The organism is Gryllotalpicola kribbensis (genome assembly GCF_039538245.1).
Lineage (GTDB): Bacteria > Actinomycetota > Actinomycetes > Actinomycetales > Microbacteriaceae > Gryllotalpicola > Gryllotalpicola kribbensis.
Genome location: NZ_BAABBX010000009.1, coordinates 106,402 through 132,717, shown reverse-complemented (window position 1 = coordinate 132,717; position 26,316 = coordinate 106,402). Strand labels below are relative to the sequence as shown.

The window sequence follows — 26,316 nt, the reverse complement described above, 5'->3', positions numbered from 1 at the left end:
TGTTTGCACAAGCGCGGTGTTTTCACGTGCTACGTCATCTCTACCGAGCGGATACCTCTGTTGTCTGCCCCACAACGGGGGGATACGGAAAGCGCAGCCCGCAACTTTTCAGTGGCGGCTCAGTAGCGACTACCGAAGACCCGGCCCCGAGGCGCTTCTTAGCTTCGACCCATTCCGGTCCACGGCGAGACGGTCGCCGCCGGAACCACCTTCGGGGGAGGTAGACATGCACACCAACAGTCCAGCCGGGCGCCGCATCGGCATCGCCGGCACTGTGACCGGAATCGGGCTCGCGCTCGCTCTGGTCATTCCGTCCGGCGCGAATGCGGCACCGGTCGTCTCGCAGGCCGACGGCCGGCTCATCGACACGACGCTGCTCACGACCGACATGCTCGACAGCGTGGCGTCGCTCGCCGGCGCGCAGGCCGTCAACACCGACGGCAGCGACGCGGTGACGAGCGACACGCCGCTCGACCCGACGGCGCTCAGCTCGCTGAGCCTGCCCATCCAGGGCGTGAACCTGTTCGGCGACCAGGGCATCATCCAGCTGGGCGGCGTCGGCCAGTATGCGCAGGCGAACGGCGACGGCTCGTCGGTCGCCTTCTCGGGCGCCGTCACGCAGGCGGGCAGCCTGGCGGGCATCGGTACGGATGTCACGCCGAGCAACATCGGCAGCCCGGCTCCCGGCTCGAACGCCGAGATCAAGATCGGCGACCCGGCCACCGACCCGGCGACGCTCGACGTGCAGTGGGGCCTGCTCGCGGCATCCGCCAAGCAGACGGCCGACGGCACGCAGACCGGCTCGTACACGGCCGAGGCGAAGACCATCCAGGTGGGCGGCACGGTGCTCAGCCCCGTGCTGGCGACGCTCGACGCACCGCTCAAGACGGTGCTCGGGGTGGCGAGCGGCCTCGGCGTCGACATCGACGACCCGATCGCCGGGAACACCATCACGATCACGATGGACGACCTGCTCAAGGTCGCCGGCGTCTCGAGCATCAACGACCTGCCGGCCGGCACCGACCTGGTGCAGTACATCCCGGTCGCCGTCGCGAACAAGGTCACCGAGATGGTGAACGACACGCTCACCTCGCTGAGCACGGCCGCCTCGGGGCTCGGCCTCGTCGGGCTGCCGCTGACCGCCGCGATCTCAACCGCGAAGGCCACGATCACGCCGCTGCTGTCGGGGCTCACGGCCAACCTCGTCGCTCCGCTGTCGACCGCCCTCACCGCGGCTGCGCAGCTCAAGGTCAACGTGCAGACCCACCACGAGGACGGCTCCTTCACCGAGACCGCCCTGCAGCTCGGCCTCGGCCCGAACTGCTCGCTCGGCCAGGTGAACCTCGCCAACGCGACCGTCGGCCCGAACGGCGGCCTCGTCGCCGTGCCCGTGGTGAACTCCGCCAGCGCCGGCATCGCCGGTGGCGCTCTGGCCCTGGGGCTCGCGATCGTCGGGGGCACCATGCTCGCCCGTCGCCGCAGCGCCCTCGCCCAGACCGCGGGCAACTAACAACAGTCAGTCAGCGTCAAGGGGGACGACGCCATGTATGCACGGATCGGCGGCACGCTCGCAACAGGCGGCGTGCTGGCAACCACAGGCACCAGTGTGCCGTTCGCCGCGGACTTCATCGCGGTGGCGGCCCTGATGGCCGCAGGCCTGCTCCTGCTCCGCTCGGCCTATCTCGCCCGCAGCCGCGACCCGCGGCACGCGGGCGAGGGGGCCGGTCGATCCGCCCGGACGGCGGCCGACACACTCCCCGTGCCGGCCGCCCAGGCGGGCCGCCTCTCCCAGGCGGCCCGCCGTGGGCGCCGGGCAGGAAGGGCGAAGCGATGACCGCGAGCGAGTCGCTGCAGGCACTGGCCTTCGTGATGCTGGTGATCTTCCTCAGCTACGTCTGCATGATCCTCGTGCCCTTCTTGCGCAGGAAGCGCGACGAGGACGGCGACCCGGCCGCCTTCGCCTGGCACGTTTTCGTGCCGTGCCGCGACGAAGAGGCGGTCATCGAGGACACGCTCGACCGGCTGGTCACGGACTTCCCGCTGGCTCACGTCTGGATCGTCGACGACCACTCGACGGATGCCACGGCCGAGCTCGTCTCGATGCGAGCGAGTGCCGACGCCCGCATCCACCTGGTGCGCCGCCGGCTGCCCGAGGCGCGCCAGGGCAAGGGCGCCGCGCTGAACGCGGCCTACCGTGCGCTGAACGGCTGGCTTCCCGCCGACGCCGACCGCGATCACACCGTCATCGTGGTCGTCGACGCCGACGGGCAGCTGGCCCCCAACGCCCTGCACCAGGCGGCCGGCCCGCGGGCCTTCGGCGACCCGACGACCGGTGCCGCCCAGGCCGCGGTGTGGATGTCGAACCGCAACGACGACCGGCCGATCCCCGGGGCGCGCGGTCTGCGCCAGTGGTGGGGCCACTACCTGGTGCGCATGCAGGACATCGAGTTCCGCACCACCATCGCCGCGATGCAGTGCCTGCGCGGCCACACCCTCTCGGTCGGGCTCGGCGGCAACGGCCAGTTCACGCGCCTCGCCACGCTCGATGCGATCGCCGGCGCGGCGGACACGCCGTGGCACGGCTCGCTGCTCGAGGACTACGAGCTCGGCATCCACGTCATGCTCGCGGGCTTCCGCAACGTCTATCTGCACGACACCCACGTCGCGCAGGAGGCACTGCCCTTCACCGGGAAGCTGCTCACTCAGCGCACCCGCTGGTGCCAGGGCGGGATGCAGTGCACCAAGTACCTCTCGCAGATCTTCTTCTCGCGGAACTTCACGAACGCGGGGGCGATCGAGGCCGCGTACTTCATGCTGATGCCGTTCCTGCAGCTCGCCGGCACGGTGCTCTGGCCGCTCGTCTTCCTCATCTCGGCCGCGCAGGGCGCGATCGCCCCCGGCGGGCTCGAGACCTGGCTGGCCACCACCGCCTGGGTGGTGCCGCTCATGCTGCTCACCGGGGTGCTGCCGTTCGCGCTGTGGGCGCTCATCTACTGGAAGCGCGACGAGCGCCGCGGATCGATCCTCACGGCCCTCGGCTGGGCCGTCGGCTACTGGCTGTACATGTACCAGAGCTACGTGGTCGTGATCCGCGCCTTCGTGCGGCTCGTGCTCGGCCGCAACGGCTGGTCGAAGACGAAGCGCATCGCGGAGTACGCGCCGCAGAGCGCTGCGCCGGCCGCCGCACCGCAGCTGGAGGTCGTCCGATGAGCACCGTCGCCCTGAACCGCCCGGCGCGCGTCGCCGGCCGCGCGGCATCCGTTCTCGTCGCCCTGGCCCTCATCGCGCTCGCCGCGACCCTGCTCGCGCTGCAGGAGCAGTTCCGCGATGTCGAGGCGCGCGTCGCCGCGTTCCTGATGGACCCGTTCGTGCACGGCCGGACCGCGCCGGCGGGCTCGATCGTCTGGTTCGGGCTCGGCACACAGCAGGTGACCGGATTCCAGATCACGACGCTGTGCTCGACCGTGATCCTCGTCACGCCGCTGCTGGCTGCGGCCGGTCTCATGCTGCTCGTGCGCCCGCTCGCCCTCGGCCGCGTGCTCGTCGGCCTCGCGATCGGCACCGGCATCGTCACCCTGTGCAACCTGCTGCGCTACGGCTTCGCCGCGATCGCCATGCAGACGTGGGGCTCCGACGGCTTCGAACTGGTGCACCGCTACCTCGGGTCGCTGCTCGTCATCGCGGGCTTCATCGCGGCCGTGATCCTGCTGCTGCGCTTCGCCACGATGCGCAGCACTCCCCAGCGTGGACGGCACTCATGACGGGCTTCACCGCCGACGTCGCCTCCACTTCGCGCCCGGCGCCGGCGCACGCGCGGTCCCCCCGCCCGCGTCGGCGCCGGGCGAACCCCGGCAGCGCCGCCGGCCGCGCAGCTCAGGGCCGGGCGGCCCTGCGCAGCGCCGACACCCGTCGCGCCGCCGCACCTACCGCGAAGAGCCGCCTCATCGCGGCTGCGCGTCTCGCGCTTCCGCCCATCACGTTCGCCTGGGGCGCGATCACGCTGCTCTTCGCCGGCTTCGTGATCACCGTGGCCGCCATGTTCGCCGCGGCGAACCCGGGCGGCACACCGGCGAGCGACCCGGTCGCCGCGGTGGACGACGCCCTCGGCACCGTCGCAGCAGACAGCGGCGCGCTCGCCCCGGCGTTCACCGCCGTACCCGCACTCATCGCGCTCGTGCACCTCGCGGCGCTCGTGCTCGCCGTCTCGGTGCTGGTGCGCCGCCGCGTCGGGCTCGTCGGGCGGGTCACCGCCGGCGCCGTTCTGGTCGTCGTCGCCGCCGCGGCCGTGCCCTTCTGGGCGGGCGTGATCCGCACGCCCGAGGCGCCCGGCCCCGACGTGGTCGCCTGGGTCACCGTCTTCCTCGTGCCGACCGTCGTCGTCCTCGTTCTCGAACTGGCCGTCAAGGCACCGGGCCGCGCCCATCGCGGCGCGGCCGAGGCCGCCCGCGCCACATCGTCCACCGCTCCGTCACACCGCTAGGAACTCTCATGTCGAACCCGCACATCATGGTCGTCTACGGCACCCGCCCCGAGGCCATCAAGCTCGCCCCCGTGGTGCGCGCCCTGCGCGCCGATCGCCGCTTCCGCACCACGGTGGCCGTCACCGGCCAGCACGGCGAGATCCTCGACCGCATGAATCAGTTCTTCGGCGTCGACATTGACTGCGATCTGGGGATGCTTCGCCCGGGCCAGTCGTTCGCCGAGCTCTCCTCGCGCATGTTCGCCGCGCTGCTCGCGCTGTTCGAGGAGCGCCGGCCCGACGCGGTGCTCATGCACGGCGACACGTCGTCATCGGCGCTGGCCGCGCTCGCCGCGTACTACCAGGGCATCCCCGTCATCCACCTCGAGGCAGGGCTGCGCTCGCACGACCTCGCCTCTCCGTTCCCGGAAGAGGGCAACCGCCGCATCGCCGGCCAGCTCGCCGCACTGCACCTCGCGCCGACCGCGAGCGCGAAGGGCAACCTGCTCGCCGAGAACGTGCCGGCCGACGCCATCGCCGTCACCGGCAACACCGTCATCGACGCGCTCTTCGAGACCGTCGACCGCGCCTCGGGGCGACTGTCACCCGCCGTCGCGGCGGCGGTGGACGCCGGGCGGCGCATCGTCCTCGTGACGGCACACCGTCGCGAATCCTGGGGGCAGGGGCTGGGCAGCACCGCCGCAGCGCTCGCCGATGTGCTCGACGCACACGACGACGTCACGGTGGTGCTGCCCATGCACCCCAACCCCACGGTGCGGGCCGCGCTGCTGCCCGTGCTCGGCAACCGCACCGACGCACTGCTCATCGAGCCGCAGGACTACCCGGAGTTCTGCGCCCTGCTGAACGCCGCGCATGTCGTCGTCACCGACTCGGGCGGCGTGCAGGAGGAGGCGCCCGCCCTGGGCAAGCCCGTGCTCGTCACGCGCGACACGACCGAGCGGCCCGAGGCGATCGCCGCGGGCGCCGCCGCGCTCGTCGGCACCGACCGCGACGTCATCCGCACGAATCTCAATCGACTGCTTGACGACGGCTTGGCCTACGCCGAGATGGCGGCCGCGGTCAGCCCCTACGGCGACGGCCATGCGACCGCGCGCGTGGTCGCGGCGATCGCCGCGCATTTCGGCGTGGGGACGCGAGTGCGGGATTTTCACCCGCTGGTCTTCACGGACGACTTCGCCGCGGTCGCCTAGAGCCGGCAGGGACGAAAGGGGCTCTCAGCTTCTATACAGACGATTTCTCGGTTCCTCGTCAGACGTGACCTCCTAATGTGGTCAACCGCGGCCACCCGGGCCGCAGGCGCTGGCGGCGATGCCACCCACGAGGTGGCGGAACCCGAATAGCCGCGCCTCGCGCATCGCACGGAGTCAATGCATTGACGCGTGTGTCGATCTCGGTCGACAGTGCACGCATGTCTCTGCACGTGCACGCACGACGAATCCACCCAGTGTCGGACTCGATACGGGGGTATTCGTTCATGAGCAAGGCCTCACCAAAGAACATCAGCACATCTGCGCGCGGCATCGCCGGCGCCGTCGCGGCCGTCGCGGCCCTCGCCGGGGGTCTTCTCGGCGCCCAGCCTGCCGCGGCGGCATCCGCCTCGACCTCGTCGACTACGTCGGTCGCGACGCGCGTCGCGGTCCCCGCCCTGTCGACCACGAAGACGGCGGCGCCGGCTTTCCGCGCCGCGTTCTGGTCGCCGTACTTCATCGACGGCTCGAACGACGCCGCGCAGATCGCCTCGGCGATGGCGGCGCAGAAGGCGGCGGGCGACACCGACGTCATCATCGAGTGGTCGGTGCACTATGACGCGAAGGATGCCGCGTACCCGGCATCCGCATCTCTCGGCTTCCCGCAGTGGAACAGCGCCGTGCCGCAGATCATCGCGGCGGCCAAGAAGGCGGGCATGCACGTCTGGCTCGGTCTCGCCGTCGCGCCCGACGCGGTGAACGACATGTCGAAGTTCACGAACCAGAGCTGGCTGAACAGCTTCACGGCCACGCAGCAGAAGGTCGCCCACGACCTGTACGCCAAGTACGGCTCGTCGATCGCCGGCTGGTACATCCCGACCGAGCCCGCCCAGGTGAACGTCGCCACCCCGGCGCGCGCGACGCAGTTCGGGAAGTATCTCGGCGCCGTGAGCGACTACCTGCACACGCACGACGGAAAGAAGCCGGTCATGGTCTCGCCGTCGATGCCGACCGCGATCCTGTCTGGACTCAGCGCGCAGCAGTTCGTCGCCGAGCTCGCGCCGCTCATCTCGGCATCCCACGTCGACGTGCTCAATCTGCAGGACGGCTTCGAGATGACCGCGTGGACGCCCGCGCAGGAGGTCGCGGCCTTCCAGGCGGCGAAGAAGCTGACGGATGCCGGCCGCATGCGGCTCTGGGCCGCCGTGTACACGCCGCTCACGGACGGGAACGGGGCGGTGCCCGTGTCGAAGATGGCGCCCTACCTGAAGGCGCTCGGCGCCGCGGGCATCCCGTTGACCGAGTGGGAGTTCACCTCGTACATGTCGCCGGACAAGACGCTTCGGAACGGCGCCGCGATGACGGCGAACTACGCGGCCTACAAGAGCTACCTAGGGCTGAAGTAGCTGTCTGCTTTCCCCGACCCTCGGCCCCCGACCCCCGACCCTCGCCGAACCCCGCCGAAGTGTGAGTTCGGGTCCTCTTCGTCGCGAAGAGACAACCCGAACTCACACTTCGGGTGAATGGGGAGGGGCTACCGGCGGCGGCGGCGGCCGCGGTCCGAGCGGGGGCGCTGCCTCGAAGCGGCAACGGGCGTCGAGAAGCGTTTCCCTTCTTCTCTGCGGGGGAATCGAACGCATATGACAACAGCTACGGCGAGAAGCACGCCTGGGTCTCGCCGCGTGCGGAAGTACAACCGGCGCGAGGCGATCGCGGGCTACCTCTTCATCAGCCCGTGGATCGTGGGATTCCTCGTCTTCACGCTCGGCGCGATGGTGTACAGCTTCGTGATCTCGTTCAGCGACTACAACCTCGCCACCAACCGCGCGACCCCGGCCGGCTTCAGCAATTACCAGCAGCTGTTCCAGGACCCGAGCGTGATGCTGTCGCTCGGCAACACGCTCTTCTATGCGGTGCTCGCCGTGCCGCTCGAGATCGTCTTCGCCCTCTTCCTCGCCATGCTGCTGTCGAAGATCGGCCGCGGCGCCGGCATCATGCGCACGATCTTCTACCTGCCGAAGATGACGCCGGCGGTCGCGACGGCGTCGGTCTTCCTGCTGCTCTTGAACGGGAACACCGGCGCCATCAACAAGGCACTGGGCTTCTTCGGCATCCCCGGCCCGCAATGGCTCGTCGACCCGGCGTGGGTGAAGCCGTCCATCGTGCTGATGACCCTGTGGGGGGTGAGCGGCACGATGGTGATCTTCCTCGCGGCGCTCAAGAACGTGCCGCGCGACCTCTACGAGGTGGCCTCCATCGACGGCGCGGGCCCGGTGCGCCAGTTCTTCAACATCACGCTTCCGATGATCTCGGGGGCGATCTTCTTCAACGTGATCGTGCTCACGATCGCCGCGCTGCAGATCTTCGACCAGGCCTACCTGCTGTTCTGGCGCGATCAGACGAATGCGTCGAGCGACGCCTCGCTGTTCTACGGCATCTACCTGTTCCAGCAGGCGTTCCGGCAGTTCAACTTCGGCTTCGCGGCGGCGATGGCCTGGCTGCTGTTCGTGATCATCCTGATCATCACGCTGGTGCAGGTGAAGTTCAGCAACCGGTTCGTCTACTACGAGGGGGACAAGTGATGTCCGTCGCACAGGCGCCAGGGTCCGCCTCGCTGGCTGCGGAATACGGCGACGCGGCCGGTGACGAGAAGGATGCCACCCGCCGCACCGTCCGCGGAGCGGGGTTCTACCGCGGCCGCGGGGTCATCGGGAAGGCGCTTCTCTGGGTCGTCGCCGGCGTGTTCGGCCTGCTATTCCTCTACCCCTTCGCGTGGCTGCTCGCGGCGAGCCTCAAGACCCGCGGCGAGGTCTTCGACAACAGGCTGATCCCGCGGACCTTGCAGCTCGCGAACTACGCGGAGGTGTGGCATCAGCTGCCGCTGCTCTCGTGGCTCTTCAACAGCGTCGTCATCGCGGTGCTCGCCGCCGGGCTCGTCGCGATCTCGAGCTCGATCGTCGCGTTCGGCTTCGCCTACTTCACGTTCCCAGCGCGCGGATTTCTGTTCGGCCTGGTGCTCGCGACGATGATGCTTCCCGGCGCCGTGACGATGGTGCCGCAGTACCTGATCTGGAAGTACCTCGGGCTGCTCGGCACGTGGGTCCCACTCTTCGGCATGAACCTGTTCGGCTCGGCGTTCTACATCTTCCTGCAGCGGCAGTTCTTCCTGGGGCTGCCGCGGGAGATCTTCGAGGCGGCCCGGGTCGACGGGGCGTCCTACTGGGGGCTGTTCCGGCGGATCGCCATGCCCTTGTCGATCCCGTCGTTCATCATCGTGTTCATCTTCGAGTTCCAGGCGAGCTGGAACAATCTGCAGGCCGCGCTGATCTATCTGAATGCGGGCAGCGTGAACCAGTTCACGGTGCCGCTCGGCATCTCGTATGCCATGACGACCTTCAGCCCGACCAACGGAGGCCACGGCGACTACCAGTACGTCATGGTCGCGGCGCTGCTCGTCACACTTCCGATGCTGATCATCTTCGCCTTCGGGCAGCGCTACTTCGTCGAGGGCGTGGCCACGCAGGGCCGGAAGGGGTAGCGGTTTCGTGCCCCCGGCCGACAATTGCGCCTCGCACGCAGGCCGCAGACGTCGGCCGGGGGCGCAGAACCCGGAGGCGCCGGGCGAGGGGCAGCCAGCCGCACTGCGCCGGCACCGCGACTTCCGGCTGCTGCTGGGCGGGCAGACGACCAGGGGCTGCTACCCCGTTCTCCACAGCCGCAATGCCCTGACGACGCCCTGACGGGGCATCTGCTATGGGTGGCGGCGCTAGAGTGTCCGAGTGAGTCAGGCAACCGAACCGACTAATCTCGGCCGCCCGCGCGTGTGTTCCATCGCCGATGCGCTCGAGCTCGTGGGGGAGCGCTGGTCTCTGCTCGTCGTGCGCGAACTCGGATTCGGGGTGCGGCGATTCACGGACATCCAGGTCAACACGGGTGCCCCGCGTGAAACGCTCGCGCAGCGCCTGCGCAAGCTCGAGGAGGCCGGGGTGGTCGAGCGTCGGAGATACTCCGAGAAGCCCCCGCGCGACGAGTACCTGCTCACGCCCGCCGGTGAGGGGCTGCTGCCCGTCCTTGCCGGGCTGCGCGAGTGGGGCGAGCGCCACGCGACGCCCCGCGTGCGCACGGGTGAGTGAGGTGACGCGAGGCATGGCCCGCGCTCGAGTGAGTTCGGATTCCTGACCGAGTCTGTTACGGTGAGGTCAGTACAGTCGGTTCGATTCTCGAACCGACAAGATCGGAAGAGATCGGAAGAGGAATCCGTATGACCTGGATCGCATCGTCGGCAGCAGACCGCCGCGCTCAGTTCGGCCGTTTCCTGCTCGGCACCGGCGGCCTCGGCGGAATCGCCGGCGCGACCGGGCCGGGCATCGGGCTGCCCGAGGCCGAGGGTCTCGAGCTGATCGATCGCGCGGTGCGCGAGGGCGTCAAGGTGCTCGACACGGCCGATGTCTACGCAGGCGGCGAGAGCGAGCGCATCGTCGGGGTGTGGAACCGCGGCCGCCCGGGCTCCGAGGTGCTCATTCAGACCAAGACGGGCATCACGCCCGACGGCCCGAACCTCGACCCCGAGCGCGTCGACCGGCAGCTGCGGCACAGCATCGAGGTGATCGGCCGCGTCGACCTCTATGTCGCCCACCAGGTCGACGGCCGCACCCCGTGGGAGAAGTCGCTGCCGGTCTTCAGCGACGCCGTCGAGCGCGGCACCATCAGGGCCTACGGGCTGTCGAACGTCGACGGGGCGGCGCTGTCGGCGGCGCTCGAGACCGCCGATCGGCTGGGGCTCGCGCGGCCCGAGATCGTGCAGAACCAGTACTCGCTGCTCGCCCGCGCCGACGACGCGGAGGTGCTGCCCATCGTCGAGGCCGAGGGCCTCGCCTACACCCCCTTCTCACCGCTCGCCAACGGGCTGCTCGCCGGCCGCTACAGCAACGGCGAGCGCCCGCAACGCGGCGACCGGGCGAGCGTGGCCTCGTCAGCGGCGCCGTTCCTCGACGACGACCAAGCCATGGCGAAGGTGGCCAGATTCAACGGGCTCGCGGCAGCCCGCGACACGTCGCCCGCCGCGCTCGCGATGGCCTGGCTGTTCCACCACCCGCTGGTGACTGCGCCCATCGTCGGCGTCAGCAAGGAGCACCACTGGGCCGGCATCCTCGACGGGCTCGCCCTCGACTGGAACGACGAGCTCGCCGCCGCGGTCGACGAGATCTTCGGGTAGCCGGCGCGCTACTTCGTCGCCTGCTGATACGCGCGCTGGGCGGAGGCCTGCGCCTTCTTCAGCGCGTCGGCAGGCGACGATTTCCCGAGCAGCACCGACGAGATCACGTTCTGCAGTTCGGTGTTGATCTGCTGACCGGCGGGCGAGGCGCCGAACGACTTCCCGTCGCCCACGATGTCGTAGAACGTCGCGATCGTCTGGTCGAACCCCTCATTGCCGCTCGGCTTCACGTACTGCGCGCGCAGCTTCTTGTCGACGCTGGGGATGCCCGTGAAGAGGCCGGTGTTGAAGGCGCCGGGCGTCTTGGCGATCTTCGCCGCGCGAGCGGCGCCTGCGGCATCCCACGCCCCCGGGCTCGTCAGGTCGACCGCCCACGCGCACGCGGCGTCCTTGTTCTTCGCGGCGGTCGGGATGACGAAGCCCTGCCCGTTGGCGACGGTGAACGGCTTGCCGTCTGCGGCGTAGAACGGAACGGCGGTGATGTCGAGCTTGCTGGCGTACGGCGCGAGCACGTTGACGTACCACTGGTTGTCGATCTCTGCCCCGACCTGGTTCTTCGCGAACTCGTTGTCGGCGCCGAACATGTCGAAGGAATCCGAGAAGCTCTTGATCTTGGCGTAGCCGCCCTGGGCGTCGGTGATCTTCTTGAGCACCTCGAGGCCCTTCTCGTTCTTCGGGTCGTCGAGGGTCGGCTTGCCGTTCGCGTCGGTGAGCCGGCCGCCGTAGCCGAGGATCCACAGGCCAGGCTGCCCGCTCGCGACGGGGTTGAAGCCGAGCGTGGTCGGGTTGCCGCCCGACGCCTTGTACATCTTCTTCGCCGCCGCGATGAGCTCATCGGGCTTTGAGGTGTTGATCTGCGCGGGGGTCACGCCCGCGGCATCCATCACCTTCTTGTTCAGGATGATGGCCGGCGGCTGGTAGAACTGCGGCACCGCGTAGATTTGGCCCTTGTACGTCACGTCATCGTTGACGGAGGGGTAGTAGTAGCTGCTCGGGTCGACGTCGTGCGCGCTGAAGCACTTGTCGAGCGGCATGATGAGCCCCTGCGCGGCGTAGGTCGCAACGAGGTTGGCGTCCATCTGAACCACGTCGGGCACGTTGCCGCTCGCGACGCGCGTGGTGAACTTCTGCGCGTCGAACGCCGTCTGATCGATCTTGATGTCGACGCCGTCGAGCTTCTTCTTGGCATAGGCGAGGCGCGAGGTGCCGACCTCGTCCGGGCTGTTGAAGCCCCACGCGTTGAGCGTGCCAGAGGCCTTCGTGCCGAACGACGGCGGTGTGCTGCTTGAGCCCGAGCCGCCACCGCTGCCCGATGAGCACCCCGCCAGTAGAACTGCTGCTGCCGTAACTGCCACCGCGGCCAGTGCCGCACTCCTGGTTCTCATGCGTGAGAAGTACCCACTTCTCGTCGCGACGTGCCGGAATGCGTCGCGATGCGCCGGAATGCGCGCGAATGCGCCGGAACGCGCGCGGATGGCCGCGGCTCAGGCGGCCTGGGCGGCGAGCGCCGCCTCGACGCGCGCATGGCGCCGCACGACGAGATGAGAGACGAGTACGGCGACGACGGCGACACCCGCCCACACGGCGAGCACCGCGACGTTGCCGCCGAAGCGCTGCCCGGGGAAGTAGATGAGCGCGGTCGCGGAGTTCAGCCAGCCGGCGCCCGCCCAGAAGTCGTTGAGCGAGGCGAAGAAGCCGGGCTCCATCCACTTCTGGAAGATGCCGCCGGACGAGGTGAAGTTGAGCTGCACGAAGAGCACGGTCATGGCCAGCACGGTCCAGCTCTTGAGGATCGGCATCAGCGCCACGCCGATCCACATGACGAGCGCGTCATAGAGCCACGACAGCAGCCAGACCTGCAGCACGCTGTGGTCGAAGACGTGGTACACATACGCCGCGATGCCGACGATGATCGCCGACACCACCGCAGACGCGATGACCGGCACGAAGACCCGGGCGAACAGCCCGTGCCGCCCCGTCACCGCCGCCACGGCCGCTGCCACGGCATAGCCGCCGACCGACAGGCCGACGAGCAGGAAGAAGATGCCCTGGCCGGTGGCGTCGTGCGTGCCGACCGGAACGACGTCGACGACGTTGAAGGGCAGGTGCTGCTGGAATGCGATCGGCTGGAAGACCTTCTGCACGGTCTCGGTGGTGGTGGCCGACGCGGCCGTCGCGATGTAGAGGTTCGCCTGCGTCGGGGTCGCTTCGTAGGCGGCCGTGATCGTGCGCTCGCGCACCAGCTTCTCGGCCTGTGCCTCGTCGGCGACGTTGCGCACGTCGAGGCCGCCGTCCGACTCGTTGTTCAGCGTCTGTGCGAACACCTCGCTCTGAGCGCTGTCTCCCACGATGGCGACCGGAAGGTGATGCGGGCTCGGCTGATGGAAGGCGCCGAGGTACGCGAGCGTCATGCCGATTCCCAGCAGTACGGGCACGAGCACGTGCAGACCCAGGTGCTTCCACATGCTGGGGTGCGGCAGCACCGAGCGGCGCGGTGCGGTGTGCGTGGCCGGCTCGCGGTCGGCGGCAAGTGCGGGGGCTTCGCTCGTGGCGTTCGACATGATGCCCCCAGGGTACGCGACGTTGCTGAATGCAACATCATAGCCGAGCAATGTAGTTGCGGGATACCTGCCGGAGTCGCCCGACCCGCGGAGTGGGGGCCGCCGTTCCGCGCCGCCGTTCGTAGGCTCTCGAAGTTGTGAGACGCAATCGTGCCGGCCGGCTGAGCGCGGTGATCGCACTCGCCGCGGCGCTGGTCGGCGGCCTCGCGGCCTGCGCCGGCTCGCACGAGGCGGCTGCGGGTCGCAGCGCAGCGCACACCCCGGCGGCGCCCACCCTGTGGGTGGCGACCCCGTCGGTGGCGCCGCGGCCCCAGGCATCCGCTCACCCTTCGGCGAAGCCGGCCGCTGCGCCGGGAACGGCGCTCGCCCTGCTCGACGCGCTGCCGGTCAGGAACGCGCAGGGCGGCGCGAAGTATCAGCGCACCGCGGACTTCGGCGAGGCCTGGCTCGATATGGACGGCAACGGGTGCGATACGCGCAACGACATCCTGGCGCGCGACCTGACGGGCATCACCCGCAACCGGTACTGCGAGGTGCTCACGGGCACCCTCGCCGACCCGTACACAGGGGAGGCCATCGCGTTCCAGCGCGGCGAGAAGACCTCGGCCCTCGTGCAGATCGACCACGTCGTGCCGCTCGGCGACGCCTGGCAGACGGGCGCGCAGTCGTGGACGCAGCGCAAGCGCGAGCAGTTCGCGAACGACGCGGGCAATCTGCTGGCCGTCGACCAGCACTCGAACGAGTCGAAGGGCGACAAGGATGCCGCCGCGTGGCTGCCCGCGCGGGCGTCGTATCGGTGCGCCTACGTCGCGCGGCAGATCTCTGTGAAGGCGGCGTACGGCCTGTGGGTCGAGCCGGCCGAGAAGGCGGCGATGGCCGCCGTGCTGAGCGGATGCCAGGGGCAAGCGGTGACCGCGGCGGAGTTCGCCACCGTGCCGGCGCCGAGTGCGGCCGCGGCCGCGGCTTCGGCACCCGCCACAGCTGCGCCCGCCGGCGCTGCGCCCGGCGCCGCCGCGCCGACTCCCGCGGCGCCGGCGGCTGTGGCCCCGCGCCCTGGCGAGTTCTGCTCGGCGGCCGATCACAACCGGTCCCTCGACGGGCTCACGTGCACCCTCTACGCGAGCGGCACCTGGCATTGGAAGCGCGGCTGAGCCGAGCGCAGGGCAGCTTGTCTGCTTGTATGGCCCGAACGGTGCGAGTGGGGCGGGCGAGCCCGCCGCCCAGGGTGCGGCCGCGCAGAAGAATCCCCTGGTTATGCGGGATTATTCGCGCCAGGTAACGAAACCATAACGCCAGCGCACTTGTCCCTGGTTTCGGTACAAGTGCGGTCCGTACGGTTGCAGCAGTTGTCAATGAGGACACGAGGACATGCGCAACGACACCGTCACCCAGCTGCCGCCGATCGACCCGAGAACCGGGTCCCCGATCTGGCTCCAGGTGCTGCGCTCGATCGAGTATGGCATTTCGACCCGGCTCTACACCCAGGGCGACCAGCTGCCCAGCGAGCATGAGCTCTGCGCGTACTTCGACGTCTCGCGTTCGAGCGTCAGAGAAGCCCTGGCCCGTCTCGAGAAGTCGGGGCTGATCTCGCGGCGACAGGGGAAGGGGGCGTTCGTCCAGACCCCCACGTCGCCGTCGTCGTGGACCCTGCCGAACGCGCCGAGCCTGCTCGGGCAATACCAGGAGGACGGCCGCAGCGCGCTCACCTCGCAGATCCTGCGCGCCGGCGTCGAGATGCTTCCCCCGTGGGCCGCCGCCGCGTTCACGAACAACCCCGGCGGCCAAGGCTTCGTCGTCGAGCGGCTGCGCGCGGTCGGCAAGCTCACCGCGGTGCACGTCGTCAACTACCTGCCGAAGCGCTTCTCAGGCCTGGCCCCGAGCCTGCGCGAGCCGCGCGCGAGCCTGTATGCCGCGCTCGAGCGGGTCAGCGGCGTCACGATCACGCGGATGCACCGCACCATCGAGGCGGTCAGCGCCGATCGGCGTCTCGCACAGCTGCTCGAGATCGAAGAGGGCAACCCCATCGTCGTCGTCGAAGCCGTCGCATACGACCAGAACAACGAGCCGGTCGACTTCTCTCGGGCCTCTGTGCGCACCGACCGGCTGCGGGTGACGGTCGACAGCGGGCACAACTCGCCGCCGTCGGGCCTCTACCCGGAACTCGCCGCGGCCGACGAGCAGTTCGCCGCGCCCCTGAGCTACGAACACGACTAGGAGCACCGCGTGGCCAACGACATCCTCATCATCGGCGACAGCTACATGAAGGCCGACGTGTTCGCCGATGCGCTGCGGCGCAACGGCCTCGAGCCCGACATCGCGACGGTGACGATCACCACCGACCCGCAGTGGTCGACCGAGGGCCTCGCCGAGTTCGAAGGCGACCCCGCCGAGGTGAGCGCCCTCATCGACGGGCACCGCATCGTCGCGTTCCACGGGGCGCCGATCAGCAGGCGCGTCATCGAAGAGAACCCCTCGGTGCGGCTGCTCGCCTGTGCGCGCGGCGGCCCCGTCAACGTCGACCTCGCGGCGGCCGCCGAGCACGGCGTCGCGGTGACGACGACTCCGGGCAAGAACGCGGCGGCCGTCGCCGATCTGACGATCGGATTCCTCATCGATCTGCTGCGGAACGTGGCGCCCTCGCTGCGGGAGGCGCAGCAGCGGCGCGACAGCGGCGAGGCGCTCGCCGAGTCGACCTTCGAAGGCGCCCGCTGGTTCGGGTACGAGCTGAAGGGCCGCACGCTCGGCCTCGTCGGTCTCGGCAACGTGGCTCGGCTCGTGGCCGAGCGGGCGCTCGCGCTGGGGCTCGAGGTGCTCGCGTTCGACCCGTTCGTGCCGACCGGGTCGGTCGCCGGGGTCCGCCAGGTCGACAGCCTCGATGAGCTGCTGCCGCAGGTCGACGTGCTGACCCTGCACGCCCGCGCGACCGCCGAGAACCGCCGGCTCGTCTCTGACGCCCAGTTCGCCGCCCTCAAGCCAGGCGCGTTCTTCATCAACACCGCGCGCGAGTCGCTGGTCGACGAGAGCGCGCTGCTTGCCGCCGTCCGCTCCGGGCACCTCGGCGGCGCCGCGCTCGACGTGTGCGAGAGCGACGGACCGTGGCGCGAGCTGCTCGCCGAGCCGAGCGTCATCATCACCCCGCACATCGCCGGCGCGACCTTCGAGACCCTGCAGCGCGGTGCGCAGATGCTCGCCGACGAGATCCTCGCGTTCACGAGCGGGGGCGAGCTCAGGTGGCGCAAGTGAGCGGCGCTCGTGGCGTGAGCGGCGACCCCGTCTTCCTCGCGATCGACGCCGGAACGGGCTCCGTGCGCGCGATCGCCTTCGACGAGGGCGGGCGGGCCGTTGCCCGGGCCGCTCGCGAATGGACCCACGCAGCGACCCCCGGCCACCCCGGTGGCGCCGACTTCGACACGACGGGCGGGTGGCAGCTGATCAGCTCGGCCGTGCGCGAGGTGGTCGGTCTTCTGCGCGGCCGCCCCGTGGCGGCGGTGGGCGTCTCGAGCATGCGCGAGGGCTTCGTGCTCTACGACGAGCACGGCGACGAGATCTTCGCGTGCCCCAACACCGATGGCCGTGCCCGCGATCAGGCCGAGCAGCTCACGCGGCGCGGGCTCGCCGACCGCATCTACGAGCTCGCCGGCGACTGGGTCTCGATCACGGCCCCCGCGCGCCTGCTGTGGCTGCAGCAGGAGCGACCGGAGGTCTTCGCCGCCGCCCGGCACCTCGGCATGCTGAGCGACTGGGTCGTCTACCGCCTGACCGGCGAGTTCACGACCGACCCGACCTGCGGCTCGAGCAGCGCCCTCTTCGACCTCGCGGCGCGTGACTGGTCGGGCGAGCTGGCCGCGGCGGTCGACCTGCCCGCGCGCATTCTTCCGCAGGCGCTGGAGCCCGGCAGCACGGCCGGAGCCATCACCGCGGCGGCCGCCGAGGCGACGGGTCTGCCGGCCGGCACGCCCGTGCTCGTCGGCGGCGGCGACACGCAGCTTGCCCTGCACGGCATCGGCGCGACCGCGGGCACCCCGACCGTCGTGGCCGGAACCTTCTGGCAGACCACGTACATCAGCGACGCCCCGACGATCGACCCCGGCCGGCGCATCCGCACCGGCTGCTATGTCACGCCCGGCACCTGGATGGTCGAGGGCATCAGCTTCCTGAGCGGCCTCAGCATGCGCTGGTTCCGCGACGCGTTCTGCCCCGACGCGACCGCCGAGGGCGGCAATGCGTACGACGCGATGGAGCGCTGGGCGAGCGCCGCGCCGCGCGGCTCCAACGGGCTGGTCGCGGTGCTGTCGAACATCATGCAGGCGGATGCCTGGCACCACGCAGCCCCCGCCTTCGTCGGCTTCGACATCAACGCGCCCGAGCGCTTCGACCGCGGCACGTTCGTCCGCGCGATCGAGGAGGCGGCGGCATACGTCGCCCGCGGCCACCTCGACATCCTCGACGAGGTCACGGGCGGCCGCGCGCGTGCTTCCGGCGAGCTCGTGCTCACGGGCGGCTCGAGCGCCGGTGTCCTCTGGCCGCGCATCATCGCCGAGACGACCGGGCTCAGCGTGCGGCCGTCGACCGCCCCAGAGGCGACCTCATACGGCGCAGCGCGTCTCGCGGCCGCGAGCGTCGGCGCCGAGCTGCCGCCCGCCGGCCGATCGGACCGCATCGTGGTTCCCGAGCCCGCGGCCATCGACGAGTACGACGCCGCGTTCGAGCGCTGGCGCCGGGTGTACCTCGCTCAGCTGGCGGCGACAGAGGCATCCGGAATCGCCCCGCTCTTCACGCCCCCTGGCGGCCTCGCCTACCGAACAGACCCGACGACAACGAGAGCAAAGGACACGATCTATGGCTGACCTCGACGGCAACCGCGCCGCCAAGAACTTCGCGCCGCAGACCCCGGGCGTCGACTTCGGTCACGCCATCAAGGGCGCGCACAACCTCGACTGGGGCATGCAGCACCGTCTCGGGCGCGTGCTCAACGGCGCCACCGGGCGCACCGTGATGCTCGCCTTCGACCACGGCTACTTCCAGGGCCCGACATCGGGTCTCGAGCGCCTCGACCTGAACATCGCGCCCCTCGGCGAGTACGCCGACGCGCTGATGTGCACCCGCGGCGCGCTGCGGGCCACGATGCCGCCGACGACGGGCGCGGGGCTCGTGCTGCGCGCCTCGGGCGGCCCGTCGGTGCTCAAGGAGCTGTCGGACGAGTACACGGCGATGGCGATCGAGGATGCGGTGCGGCTGGACGCCTCTGCCGTGGCGGTGCAGGTGTTCATCGGCGGCGAGCACGAGAGCCGCAGCATCAAGAACCTCACCTCGCTCGTCGACGACGGCTACCGCGTCGGCGTGCCCGTGCTCGGCGTGACGGCGGTCGGCAAGGAGCTCACCCGCGACGCCCGCTATCTCGGCCTCGCGACCCGCATCATCGCCGAGCTCGGTGCGCAGCTCGTGAAGACCTACTACTGCGAAGAGGGCTTCGACGAGGTCGTCGCGGGATGCCCCGTGCCGGTCATCATGGCGGGCGGGAAGAAGCTGCCGGAGCTCGACGCGCTCACCATGGCCTCGAACGCGGTGCGCGCAGGCGCCGCCGGCGTCGACATGGGCCGGAACATCTTCCAGAGCGACTCGCCCGTCGGCATGATCGCGGCGATCCGCGCCGTGGTGCACGACGACGCGACGCCCGACGAGGCATACGGCGTGTACCTCGACTCGAAGAAGGGCGCGTGATGGCGCAGCTGCCCGCCAAGCGGAATCTCGCCCAGATCGAGCGGCGCTTCGGCGACTGGGGCCCCGGCTACCTCGTCGACGAGGGCGACGCGTTCTTCGGCTCGGTGCTGCTGCGGCCCGGCGACGAGTTCACCAACCACTCGCACGCCCGCCACACGGAGTCGTTCCTCGTGCTGCGCGGTCGCGCGGAGCTCTGGCTCGACCGCTCACAGCTCGTCGAGCTCGCGCAGGGCGACTTCATCGGCTGCCCGCCCGGCGTCGAGCATTTCTTCCGCAACACCGCGGACGAGCCCTTCGAAGCCTTCTTCGTGAAGGCGCCCGGCGTGAGCGGCGACAAGGTCGACGCGCCCTGGACACCGACGTCCTAGCAACCCACCCGTCACAACGAAAGACGAATCCGATGAAGATCCAACGACGCATCTCGACAGGAATCACGAACTCACGCGCTCGGCGCGTGGCCATGGCGGCGGCAGCCACTCTGCTCGCCGCCGGGACGCTCGCCGCGTGCTCGGGCGGCAGCGGGTCCACCACCTCGGGCAGCAAGACGCTGCGGGTCCTCATCGCCGCGCCGCAGGAGGGTGCGGGGAAGGCGCTTCAGGCCGACTACGAGAAGTCGACGGGGACCAAGGTCAAGATCACGGTGGTGCCGTACGACCAGATTCAGACGAAGGCGATCCTCGACGCGCAGTCCGGGGCCAACCAGTACGACGTGATCCAGTACTGGTACACCTCGGTCGGCGCGCTCGCCCAGGCCGACGCGCTCGACGACCTGACCGGCTGGGTCGACAAAGACAAGGACATCGACAAGTCCGACTTCATCGCGCCGATCTACAACGCGTACACGCAGTACAAGGGCAAGACCTACGGGTTGCCGTTCGACGGCGACACGCACCTGCTCTACTACAACAAGAAGATCCTGGCCGACAACGGCGTGAAGCCGCCGACGACCTGGGACGAGTACCTCGCGGACGTGAAGAAGATCACGGATGCTAACAAGAGCAAGGGCATCTACGGCGCGGTGATGATGGGCGACAAGAGCGCCTTCAACATCGGGTCGACGTTCTTCAACAGGCTCGCGACCTTCTCGTCCTCGCCGATCGACAGCCAGAAGCCCGATCTGACGAGCCCTGCGGCGCTCGCCGCGGCGAAGTCGATGGTCGACGCGGCGCCCTACACCGCGCCGAGCCCGTCGCAGATCGGCTTCGACCAGGCCCTGGCTCTCTTCCTCTCCGGAAAGATCGGGATGATGGAGGCCTGGACCGACCTCGGCACGTTCGCCCAGGATCCGTCGCAGTCGAAGATCGCCGACAACTGGGGCGCGGTGCCGCTGCCCGCCGGCGCCGGCGGCAAGACGGCCGCCCCTCTGGACGCGGGCTGGGCCCTCGGCGTGAGCCCGAGTGCGCCTGATCAGGACGCGGCGAAGGACTTCGTGAAGTTCGCGACATCCAAGGCCGAGAACCTGAAGCTCGTCACCACCACCGGCAGCGGCGTGGACCCGACGCGCACCTCGACGCTCGAGAGCGACAAGTACAAGAGCTTCACGCCTGTGGTCGCCGCCGCCCTGACCCAGATCCTCGGCAACGCGCAGTCGTGGCCGACCTCGCCCAACGCGCCCAAGATGATCCAGTCGCTCAACGACAACCTCGCCCAGATGCTGCAGGGCTCGCTGACGCCGCAACAGGCGCTCGATGCGACCGAGAAGGCCTGGGACGCGCTGTAAAGCAGCGAGGAGATCACTGACATGACAACGGCCGCCCCGGTCCCCACCTCCGCCGACGGACCACGCCGCCACCGGCTGATCGGCTGGGCGCTGATCGCCCCCGCGCTCGCCGCGGTGGCCATCATCGCCGCATACCCGCTGGTCTATACGGTGCTGGTCTCGTTCTCGAAGTCGACGCTGGGGCGGCCGTTCCAGTCATGGGTCGGATGGGGGCAGATCGTCACGGCGTTCACCGATGGCGGCCAGCTGGCGTCGATCCTGCGCTCCCTCGAGTTCGCCGTGCCGGCCGCGGTGCTCTCGGTGGTCATCGGCCTGGTCATCGCCCTGAGCCTCGACACCGCGACGCGGGGCGGCCGTGTGGTTCGCGTCATCATGCTGCTGCCGCTCATGACGCCCCCGGTGATGGCGGGCGTGATCTGGAAGCTGATGTTCGCCCCGACCGGCGGCCTGTTCAACGATCTGCTGGCCGGCGCGGGGCTGATCAGTGAGCCGGTGCTGTTCCTCGGGGCATCCCCGGCCGCGATGATCTGCCTCATCGTCGTCGACATCTGGCAATGGACGCCGTTCTGCGTGCTTCTCATCTTCGCCGCGCTGCAGTCGATGCCGAGGGAGGTCTACGAGGCGGCGCAGGTCGACGGGGCCGGTGTGTGGCGCACGTTCCGCTCCGTCACCTTCCCGCTCGTCCTCCCGAGTCTCGTGACCGTGCTGATGCTCAAGGTGATCGTCTCGTTCAAGGTGTTCGACCTGGTCTTCGTCATGACCTCGGGCGGCCCTGGGCTCGACACGAACGTCGCGAGCTTCAACGTGTACCGCACGGCTCTGCAGCAGTTCGACCTCGGCGCGGCAGGCGCGCAGACGATCGCCTTCATCGTGCTGGTGACGATCGTCGTCCTTCCCATCGCCACCTGGCGTTCGCGCCTTCTGAAAGCAGGGAGCCGAGCATGAGCGAGTCGACCATGCCCGCAGAGTCCTTCGGCCGAACCGTGATCGGGCGCGCTCCGCGCGCGGCCGCCCGCAGGCGCGGGGGAGTGTCGTTCGCACCGCGCTGGACCCGCGCGCTCAAGTCGGTCGTCGTGGTCCTCGCCGCGGTCTTCTTCCTGCTGCCCATCGCCTACCTCGCGATGGTCTCGTTCATGCGGCCCGACGACATCCTCTCCGATCGCGTCGTGCCCTCCGGCCTGTCGTGGCAGAACTGGAGCTCCGCATTCGACCGCTTCCCCGTGGTCGACTACCTGCGCAACTCCCTCATCGTGGCGGCGGCGGCGATGGTGATCGCGCTCCTGATCGCGATCCCCGCCAACTACGCGATGGCCAGGCTGCGCGCGGGCGGGAAGAACATCATGACCGTGATCGTCTCGGCCTACGTGGCGCCGCCGATCGTCGCGATCGTTCCGCTGTTCATCCTCGTGCGCAAAGTCGGGCTGATGGACAGCCTCGTCGGTCTCTCGCTCGTCGAAGGCCTGATGGTCGTGCCCGTGGCGATCTGGCTCCTCGACGATTTCTTCCGCAACGTTCCCGAAGAGATCGACGAGGCCGCGCAGATCGACGGATGCGGCCCCATCGCGACCCTCGTGCGCGTCGTGCTGCCGCTCGTCGCACCGGGCGTCGTCGCGGTCGGCATCGTCTCGTTCATCCTCGTCTACAACGACTTCCTGATCCCGCTGATGCTCTCCTACAGCGAGAGCACTCAGACGCTGCCCGTGGGGATCTCCCTCATGCAGGGCGGCCGCGAAGTCATGTACGGGCAGATGGCGGCGGCATCGTTCACCGGCATGATCCCGGTCTACCTGCTCGCCCTGTTCATGCAGCGCTGGCTGATCGGCGGCCTCACGCAAGGAAGTGTGAAGTAGTTCCGGTCGCACTGTGAGGCGCCCGTCGTTCCCGGGAACCAGAAGACAAAGCATCCCCAGCCGCATATCGTGAAATGGCGAGACTTAGTGGCTTGGTGACCGGGGAGGTCCACATGAGCAATTCGTTCACGAGCGAGGGTTTCGGCCCGCGCGGCTTCGGCGGGCACGGCGGGCACGGCCCGGGTCGCTCGCTCTCCGACGCCTTCGACCAGCTCCGCTCGGCGGTCGAGGAGCGCCTCGGCCCGCGCGCCCGCGGCGGCCACGGTGGCCACGGCGGCGATGTGCGCGGGGCGGTGCTCGCGCTGCTCGCCGAGAAGCCCATGCACGGCTACGAGATCATCGCCGAGATCGGCGCGCGCAGCAGCGGCGCGTGGAAGCCGAGCGCGGGCGAGGTCTACCCCACGCTGCAGCTGCTCGCCGACGAGGGCGTCGTCACGGCCGAGGTCACCGAGGGGCGCAAGACCTACTCCCTGACGGCGACGGGGCGGGCAGAGGCGGATGCCGCGGCCAGCCGCGCCACCGCGACCGACGGCACCGGCAAGCACGACTTCTTCGGCATCGGCCCGCTGCCGAAGGCCGGCGTCGAGCTCGCGCAGGCGGCGATGCAGGTGCAGCGCTCGGGCACGCCCGAGCAGCAGAAGCAGGCGGCCGAGCTGCTGAACGAGGTGCGGCGGAAGCTGTACGCGATCCTCGCTCAGGACTGACGGGATGCCGCCAGCGCGCGGACCCGCCGCGGGGTCGGCCGAGCCCGCGACGGCGGCCACCCGCGCCCGCTATCGCCGCATCCTGCGGTTCGCGTTCCGCTATCTGATGCAGACGTGGTGGTACGAGCTGGTGCTGCCGCGCATCGGCTTCGAGCGCGTCGCGGAGCGCGGCCGCGCCCGGCGCATGACAGGCATCGCGCAGCGGTTCCACGTGCTCGCCGTCGAGCTCGGCGGCCTCATGATCAAGGTCGGGCAGTTCCTGTCGTCGCGGCTCGACGTGCTGCCGCCCGAGATCACGCGCGAGCTCGCCGGCCTGCAGGACGAGGTTCCCGCGGCGGGGTTCCCCGCGATCCGCGAGCTCGCCGAGGGCGAGCTCGGTCTGCCGCTGGAGCAGGCCTACGCCGGCTTCGACGAGCAGCCGGTGGCTGCGGCATCCCTCGGCCAAGCGCATCGTGCGCGCCTCTCGGCGCAGGACGCGCAGCTCGCCGGCCATGACGGTGTGATCGTGAAGGTGCAGCGGCCGGGCATCCGCTCGATCGTCGACGTCGACCTCGCCGCCCTGCGCCGGGTCGCCGGCTGGCTCAGCCACATCAGGGTCGTCTCGCGCCGCGTCGACCCTCAGGCGCTCGTCGCCGAGTTCGCGGTGACGAGCCTCGAAGAGATCGACTACCTGCACGAGGCCGTCGCCGCCGAGCGCTTCGCTGCGATGTTCGCGCGCGACCCGCGGGTCGTGGTGCCCGACGTCGTCTGGGAGCGCACGACCCGCCGCGTGCTGACCCTCGCCGATGTCACGGCGATCAAGATCAACGACGTCGATGCGCTGCGGGCAGCCGGCATCGACCCGCACGAGGTGGCGAGCGTCTTCGCCGAGGTGATGTTCGAGCAGGTGCTGGGGCAGGGCTACTTCCACGCGGACCCCCACCCGGGCAACGTGTTCGTGACCCCGGCGCCCGGTGAGACCCCGGGTTTCCGCCTCACGTTCATCGACTTCGGCATGATGGGCGAGATCACCGACGAGCTGCGCGCGGGGCTGCGGCGGCTGGTCGTCGCCGTCGCGGCGCGCGATGAGCGCGGGCTGATTCAGAGCATCGAGGATGTCGGCATCCTGCTGCCCTCCGCCGACACCGCCGAGCTCGAGCGGGCGATGGCGCAGCTCTTCGACCGCTTCGGCGGCATGGGGTTCGCGCAGCTGCGCCGCGTCGACCCGCGCGAGTTCCGCGACTTCGGGCAGGAGTTCGGCCAGGTCGTGCGCTCTCTCCCGTTCCAGCTGCCCGAGAACTTCCTGCTCGTGATCCGCGCCGTCTCGCTCACCTCGGGCGTGTGCAGCGCCATCGACCCCGAGTTCAACATCTGGGACTCCATCGAGCCGTTCGCCTCGCGACTGCTGCGCGAGGAGAGCGGGAACGTCGCCCTGTCGGCCGCGCGCGAGCTGGTCTCGTCGGCCGCCGTCTTCGCGCGACTGCCCGGGCGCATCGACACGCTGATCACCCGCGTCAACGACGGCATGGTCACGGTGTCGACGCCCGCGCTGGATCGCCGCCTGTCCCGGCTCGAGCGGCTGGTCAGGCGTGCCGTCGGCGCTGTCGTGTTCGCGGGATTCCTGATCGGGGGCATCCTCTTGCTGCCGTCGGCGCTGCCGCTCGGCGTCGTGCTGATGTGCGTCTCCGCGATCCCGCTCGGGTACACGCTCGTCGGCGGAGGGCCGCGGTGACCGCCGCGGGCCGCTCCGGTCGCCTCGGCGAGGCGGGGCGTGCTGGTCGCCTCGGCGAAGCCGCCCCCGCTGGTCGCCTCGGCGAACCCGCCCCCGCTGGTCGACTCGGCGAAGCCGCCCCCGCTGGTCGACTCGGCGAAGCCGCCCCCGCTGGCCGACTCGGCGAAGCCGAATGGAGACCAGCGTCGACCGCACGAGCCGAACTCGCGGCACTCGCGGCATCCGGCGACTCGGCCTTCGCGCGCCTGCGCGCACCCCTGACGTCGCCGGGGCGCGCGGCGGCCGTGCTCATGCTGTTCGGCAGGCTGGACGACTCGCCCGCCGACCGCGCTACCGGAGCCCCAGTTTCTCGGGACCTCGACGTGCTGCTGGTGGAGCGCGCATCGACCCTGCGCGCGCACCCCGGCCAGATCGCCTTCCCCGGCGGCCGCATCGACCCGGGGGACGCGAGCCCCGAGGCAGCAGCGCTGCGCGAGGCGCGCGAAGAGACCGGCCTCGACCCCGACGGCGTCGAGGTGCTCGGGTCGCTCGGCGTCGTTCCGCTCGACTTCTCGCGGCACCTCGTGACGCCTGTGCTCGGGTGGTGGCGCGACCCCTCTCCGGTGCAGGTCGTCGACGAGGCCGAGTGCGCGGCCGTGTTCCGCACCCCTGTCGCCGAGCTGCTCGACCCGTCGAGCCGCGGGGTGACGGTGATCCGCCGCGGCGAGATCGAGCGCCGCGGTCCGGCGTTCCTGCTCAAGACAGAGGCGGGCGAGCGCACGCTCTGGGGATTCACCGCCATGCTGCTCGACGCGCTCTTCGACCACCTGGGGTGGTCCGAGCCGTGGGACGAGCGCCGCGAGCTGCCGCTCGCTCTTTGAACCAGCCGGCTGCGGCCCGCGGCGTGCCCGCACTTCGGGTCGTTTCGCGGCCGTGCACTCCCGCGAGACGACTGGTGATGCAGGAATCCCTCGGCGTTCCCGCATCGTGGGTCGTCTCGGGGCGGCGTGCCCCGGCGAGACGACTGGTGATGCAGGATCCCGCGCCGTTCGCGCCGTTCGTGCACTTCGGGTCGTCCGGCGGTCGTGCGTCCCGGCGAGACGACTGGTGGTGGAGGAATCCCGCGGCGTTCCCGCACCTCGGGTCGTTTCGCGGCCGTGCGCTCCGGCGAGACGACTCGTGTTGCAG

General features: G+C 70.1%; 25 protein-coding genes. 23 read left to right on the top strand and 2 right to left on the bottom strand.

The features are described from left to right. Nucleotides 1-226: 226 nt before the first annotated feature. From ABD716_RS06400 to ABD716_RS06350, 11 genes are all read left to right on the top strand, one after another. Complete coding sequence (locus ABD716_RS06400; protein ID WP_344774989.1) at nt 227-1,510, top strand: PVV-CTERM domain-containing choice-of-anchor G protein; 1,284 nt, start codon at nt 227-229, stop codon at nt 1,508-1,510. Between the two features lie 33 nt (nt 1,511-1,543). Continuing rightward, nucleotides 1,544-1,834 (top strand): hypothetical protein, encoded by a 291-nt coding sequence (locus ABD716_RS06395; RefSeq protein WP_344774987.1) that lies wholly within the window; start codon nt 1,544-1,546, stop codon nt 1,832-1,834. Continuing rightward, on the top strand, nt 1,831-3,210 hold the full coding sequence (locus tag ABD716_RS06390) for an XrtP-associated glycosyltransferase (protein WP_344774985.1): 1,380 nt from the start codon (nt 1,831-1,833) through the stop codon (nt 3,208-3,210). The genes ABD716_RS06395 and ABD716_RS06390 overlap by 4 nt, the downstream gene beginning before the upstream one ends. After that, nucleotides 3,207-3,761, top strand: a complete 555-nt coding sequence (gene xrtS, locus ABD716_RS06385; protein ID WP_344774983.1) for an exosortase S — start codon at nt 3,207-3,209, stop codon at nt 3,759-3,761. The genes ABD716_RS06390 and xrtS overlap by 4 nt, the downstream gene beginning before the upstream one ends. Beyond that, nucleotides 3,758-4,480, top strand: coding sequence for a hypothetical protein (locus tag ABD716_RS06380; protein WP_344774981.1), 723 nt, complete (start codon nt 3,758-3,760; stop codon nt 4,478-4,480). Before xrtS ends, ABD716_RS06380 begins: the two co-directional genes overlap by 4 nt. Nucleotides 4,481-4,488: 8 nt before the next feature. Beyond that, nucleotides 4,489-5,670, top strand: coding sequence for a non-hydrolyzing UDP-N-acetylglucosamine 2-epimerase (gene wecB, locus ABD716_RS06375; protein ID WP_344774979.1), 1,182 nt, complete (start codon nt 4,489-4,491; stop codon nt 5,668-5,670). A gap of 284 nt (nt 5,671-5,954) precedes the next feature. Then, nucleotides 5,955-7,073, top strand: coding sequence for a DUF4434 domain-containing protein (locus tag ABD716_RS06370; RefSeq protein WP_344774977.1), 1,119 nt, complete (start codon nt 5,955-5,957; stop codon nt 7,071-7,073). A 234-nt stretch (nt 7,074-7,307) separates the two neighbouring features. Further along, nucleotides 7,308-8,249, top strand: a complete 942-nt coding sequence (locus ABD716_RS06365; RefSeq protein WP_344774975.1) for a carbohydrate ABC transporter permease — start codon at nt 7,308-7,310, stop codon at nt 8,247-8,249. Beyond that, nucleotides 8,246-9,205: a carbohydrate ABC transporter permease gene (locus ABD716_RS06360; protein WP_425553394.1), complete on the top strand. Its 960-nt coding sequence runs from the start codon at nt 8,246-8,248 to the stop codon at nt 9,203-9,205. Before ABD716_RS06365 ends, ABD716_RS06360 begins: the two co-directional genes overlap by 4 nt. A gap of 283 nt (nt 9,206-9,488) precedes the next feature. Then, nucleotides 9,489-9,800, top strand: coding sequence for a winged helix-turn-helix transcriptional regulator (locus ABD716_RS06355; RefSeq protein ID WP_344774971.1), 312 nt, complete (start codon nt 9,489-9,491; stop codon nt 9,798-9,800). A 128-nt stretch (nt 9,801-9,928) separates the two neighbouring features. Continuing rightward, entirely contained in the window at nt 9,929-10,882 is a 954-nt protein-coding gene (locus ABD716_RS06350) for an aldo/keto reductase (RefSeq protein ID WP_344774969.1), read from the top strand. 8 nt (nt 10,883-10,890) lie between these two features. On the opposite strand, the gene ABD716_RS06345 is transcribed toward ABD716_RS06350, so the two are convergent. Both ABD716_RS06345 and ABD716_RS06340 read right to left on the bottom strand, forming a co-directional pair. Continuing rightward, on the bottom strand, nt 10,891-12,237 hold the full coding sequence (locus tag ABD716_RS06345) for an ABC transporter substrate-binding protein (protein ID WP_344774967.1): 1,347 nt from the start codon (nt 12,235-12,237) through the stop codon (nt 10,891-10,893). A gap of 129 nt (nt 12,238-12,366) precedes the next feature. Next, nucleotides 12,367-13,443 carry an ABC transporter permease gene (locus ABD716_RS06340; RefSeq protein WP_344774965.1) on the bottom strand — a complete coding sequence of 359 codons (1,077 nt, stop codon included), beginning with the start codon at nt 13,441-13,443 and terminating at the stop codon, nt 12,367-12,369. Between the two features lie 137 nt (nt 13,444-13,580). Here ABD716_RS06340 and ABD716_RS06335 point away from each other — a divergent pair, with 137 nt between their 5' ends. From ABD716_RS06335 to ABD716_RS06280, 12 genes are all read left to right on the top strand, one after another. Further along, nucleotides 13,581-14,594, top strand: a complete 1,014-nt coding sequence (locus tag ABD716_RS06335) for a GmrSD restriction endonuclease domain-containing protein (RefSeq protein ID WP_344774963.1) — start codon at nt 13,581-13,583, stop codon at nt 14,592-14,594. 217 nt (nt 14,595-14,811) lie between these two features. Further along, complete coding sequence (locus ABD716_RS06330; RefSeq protein WP_344774961.1) at nt 14,812-15,657, top strand: GntR family transcriptional regulator; 846 nt, start codon at nt 14,812-14,814, stop codon at nt 15,655-15,657. A 9-nt stretch (nt 15,658-15,666) separates the two neighbouring features. After that, nucleotides 15,667-16,686 carry an NAD(P)-dependent oxidoreductase gene (locus ABD716_RS06325; protein ID WP_344774959.1) on the top strand — a complete coding sequence of 340 codons (1,020 nt, stop codon included), beginning with the start codon at nt 15,667-15,669 and terminating at the stop codon, nt 16,684-16,686. After that, nucleotides 16,683-18,290: an FGGY family carbohydrate kinase gene (locus ABD716_RS06320; protein ID WP_344774957.1), complete on the top strand. Its 1,608-nt coding sequence runs from the start codon at nt 16,683-16,685 to the stop codon at nt 18,288-18,290. Before ABD716_RS06325 ends, ABD716_RS06320 begins: the two co-directional genes overlap by 4 nt. Continuing rightward, entirely contained in the window at nt 18,283-19,164 is an 882-nt protein-coding gene (gene lsrF, locus ABD716_RS06315; protein ID WP_344774955.1) for a 3-hydroxy-5-phosphonooxypentane-2,4-dione thiolase, read from the top strand. Before ABD716_RS06320 ends, lsrF begins: the two co-directional genes overlap by 8 nt. After that, a complete protein-coding gene (locus tag ABD716_RS06310; RefSeq protein WP_344774953.1) occupies nt 19,164-19,532 on the top strand; it encodes a cupin domain-containing protein in 369 nt (122 codons plus the stop codon). Before lsrF ends, ABD716_RS06310 begins: the two co-directional genes overlap by 1 nt. A gap of 32 nt (nt 19,533-19,564) precedes the next feature. After that, the gene (locus ABD716_RS06305) at nt 19,565-20,884 is read left to right on the top strand and encodes an ABC transporter substrate-binding protein (RefSeq protein ID WP_344774951.1); all 1,320 of its coding nucleotides are present in this window, start codon (nt 19,565-19,567) and stop codon (nt 20,882-20,884) included. A gap of 21 nt (nt 20,885-20,905) precedes the next feature. Then, complete coding sequence (locus ABD716_RS06300) at nt 20,906-21,829, top strand: carbohydrate ABC transporter permease (RefSeq protein WP_344774949.1); 924 nt, start codon at nt 20,906-20,908, stop codon at nt 21,827-21,829. Beyond that, nucleotides 21,826-22,734 (top strand): carbohydrate ABC transporter permease, encoded by a 909-nt coding sequence (locus ABD716_RS06295; protein ID WP_344774947.1) that lies wholly within the window; start codon nt 21,826-21,828, stop codon nt 22,732-22,734. The genes ABD716_RS06300 and ABD716_RS06295 overlap by 4 nt, the downstream gene beginning before the upstream one ends. Nucleotides 22,735-22,847: 113 nt before the next feature. After that, entirely contained in the window at nt 22,848-23,438 is a 591-nt protein-coding gene (locus tag ABD716_RS06290; protein ID WP_344774945.1) for a PadR family transcriptional regulator, read from the top strand. Between the two features lie 4 nt (nt 23,439-23,442). Next, the gene (locus ABD716_RS06285) at nt 23,443-25,149 is read left to right on the top strand and encodes an ABC1 kinase family protein (protein WP_344774943.1); all 1,707 of its coding nucleotides are present in this window, start codon (nt 23,443-23,445) and stop codon (nt 25,147-25,149) included. Then, entirely contained in the window at nt 25,146-26,009 is an 864-nt protein-coding gene (locus ABD716_RS06280) for an NUDIX domain-containing protein (protein ID WP_344774941.1), read from the top strand. The genes ABD716_RS06285 and ABD716_RS06280 overlap by 4 nt, the downstream gene beginning before the upstream one ends. Nucleotides 26,010-26,316: the final 307 nt, after the last annotated feature.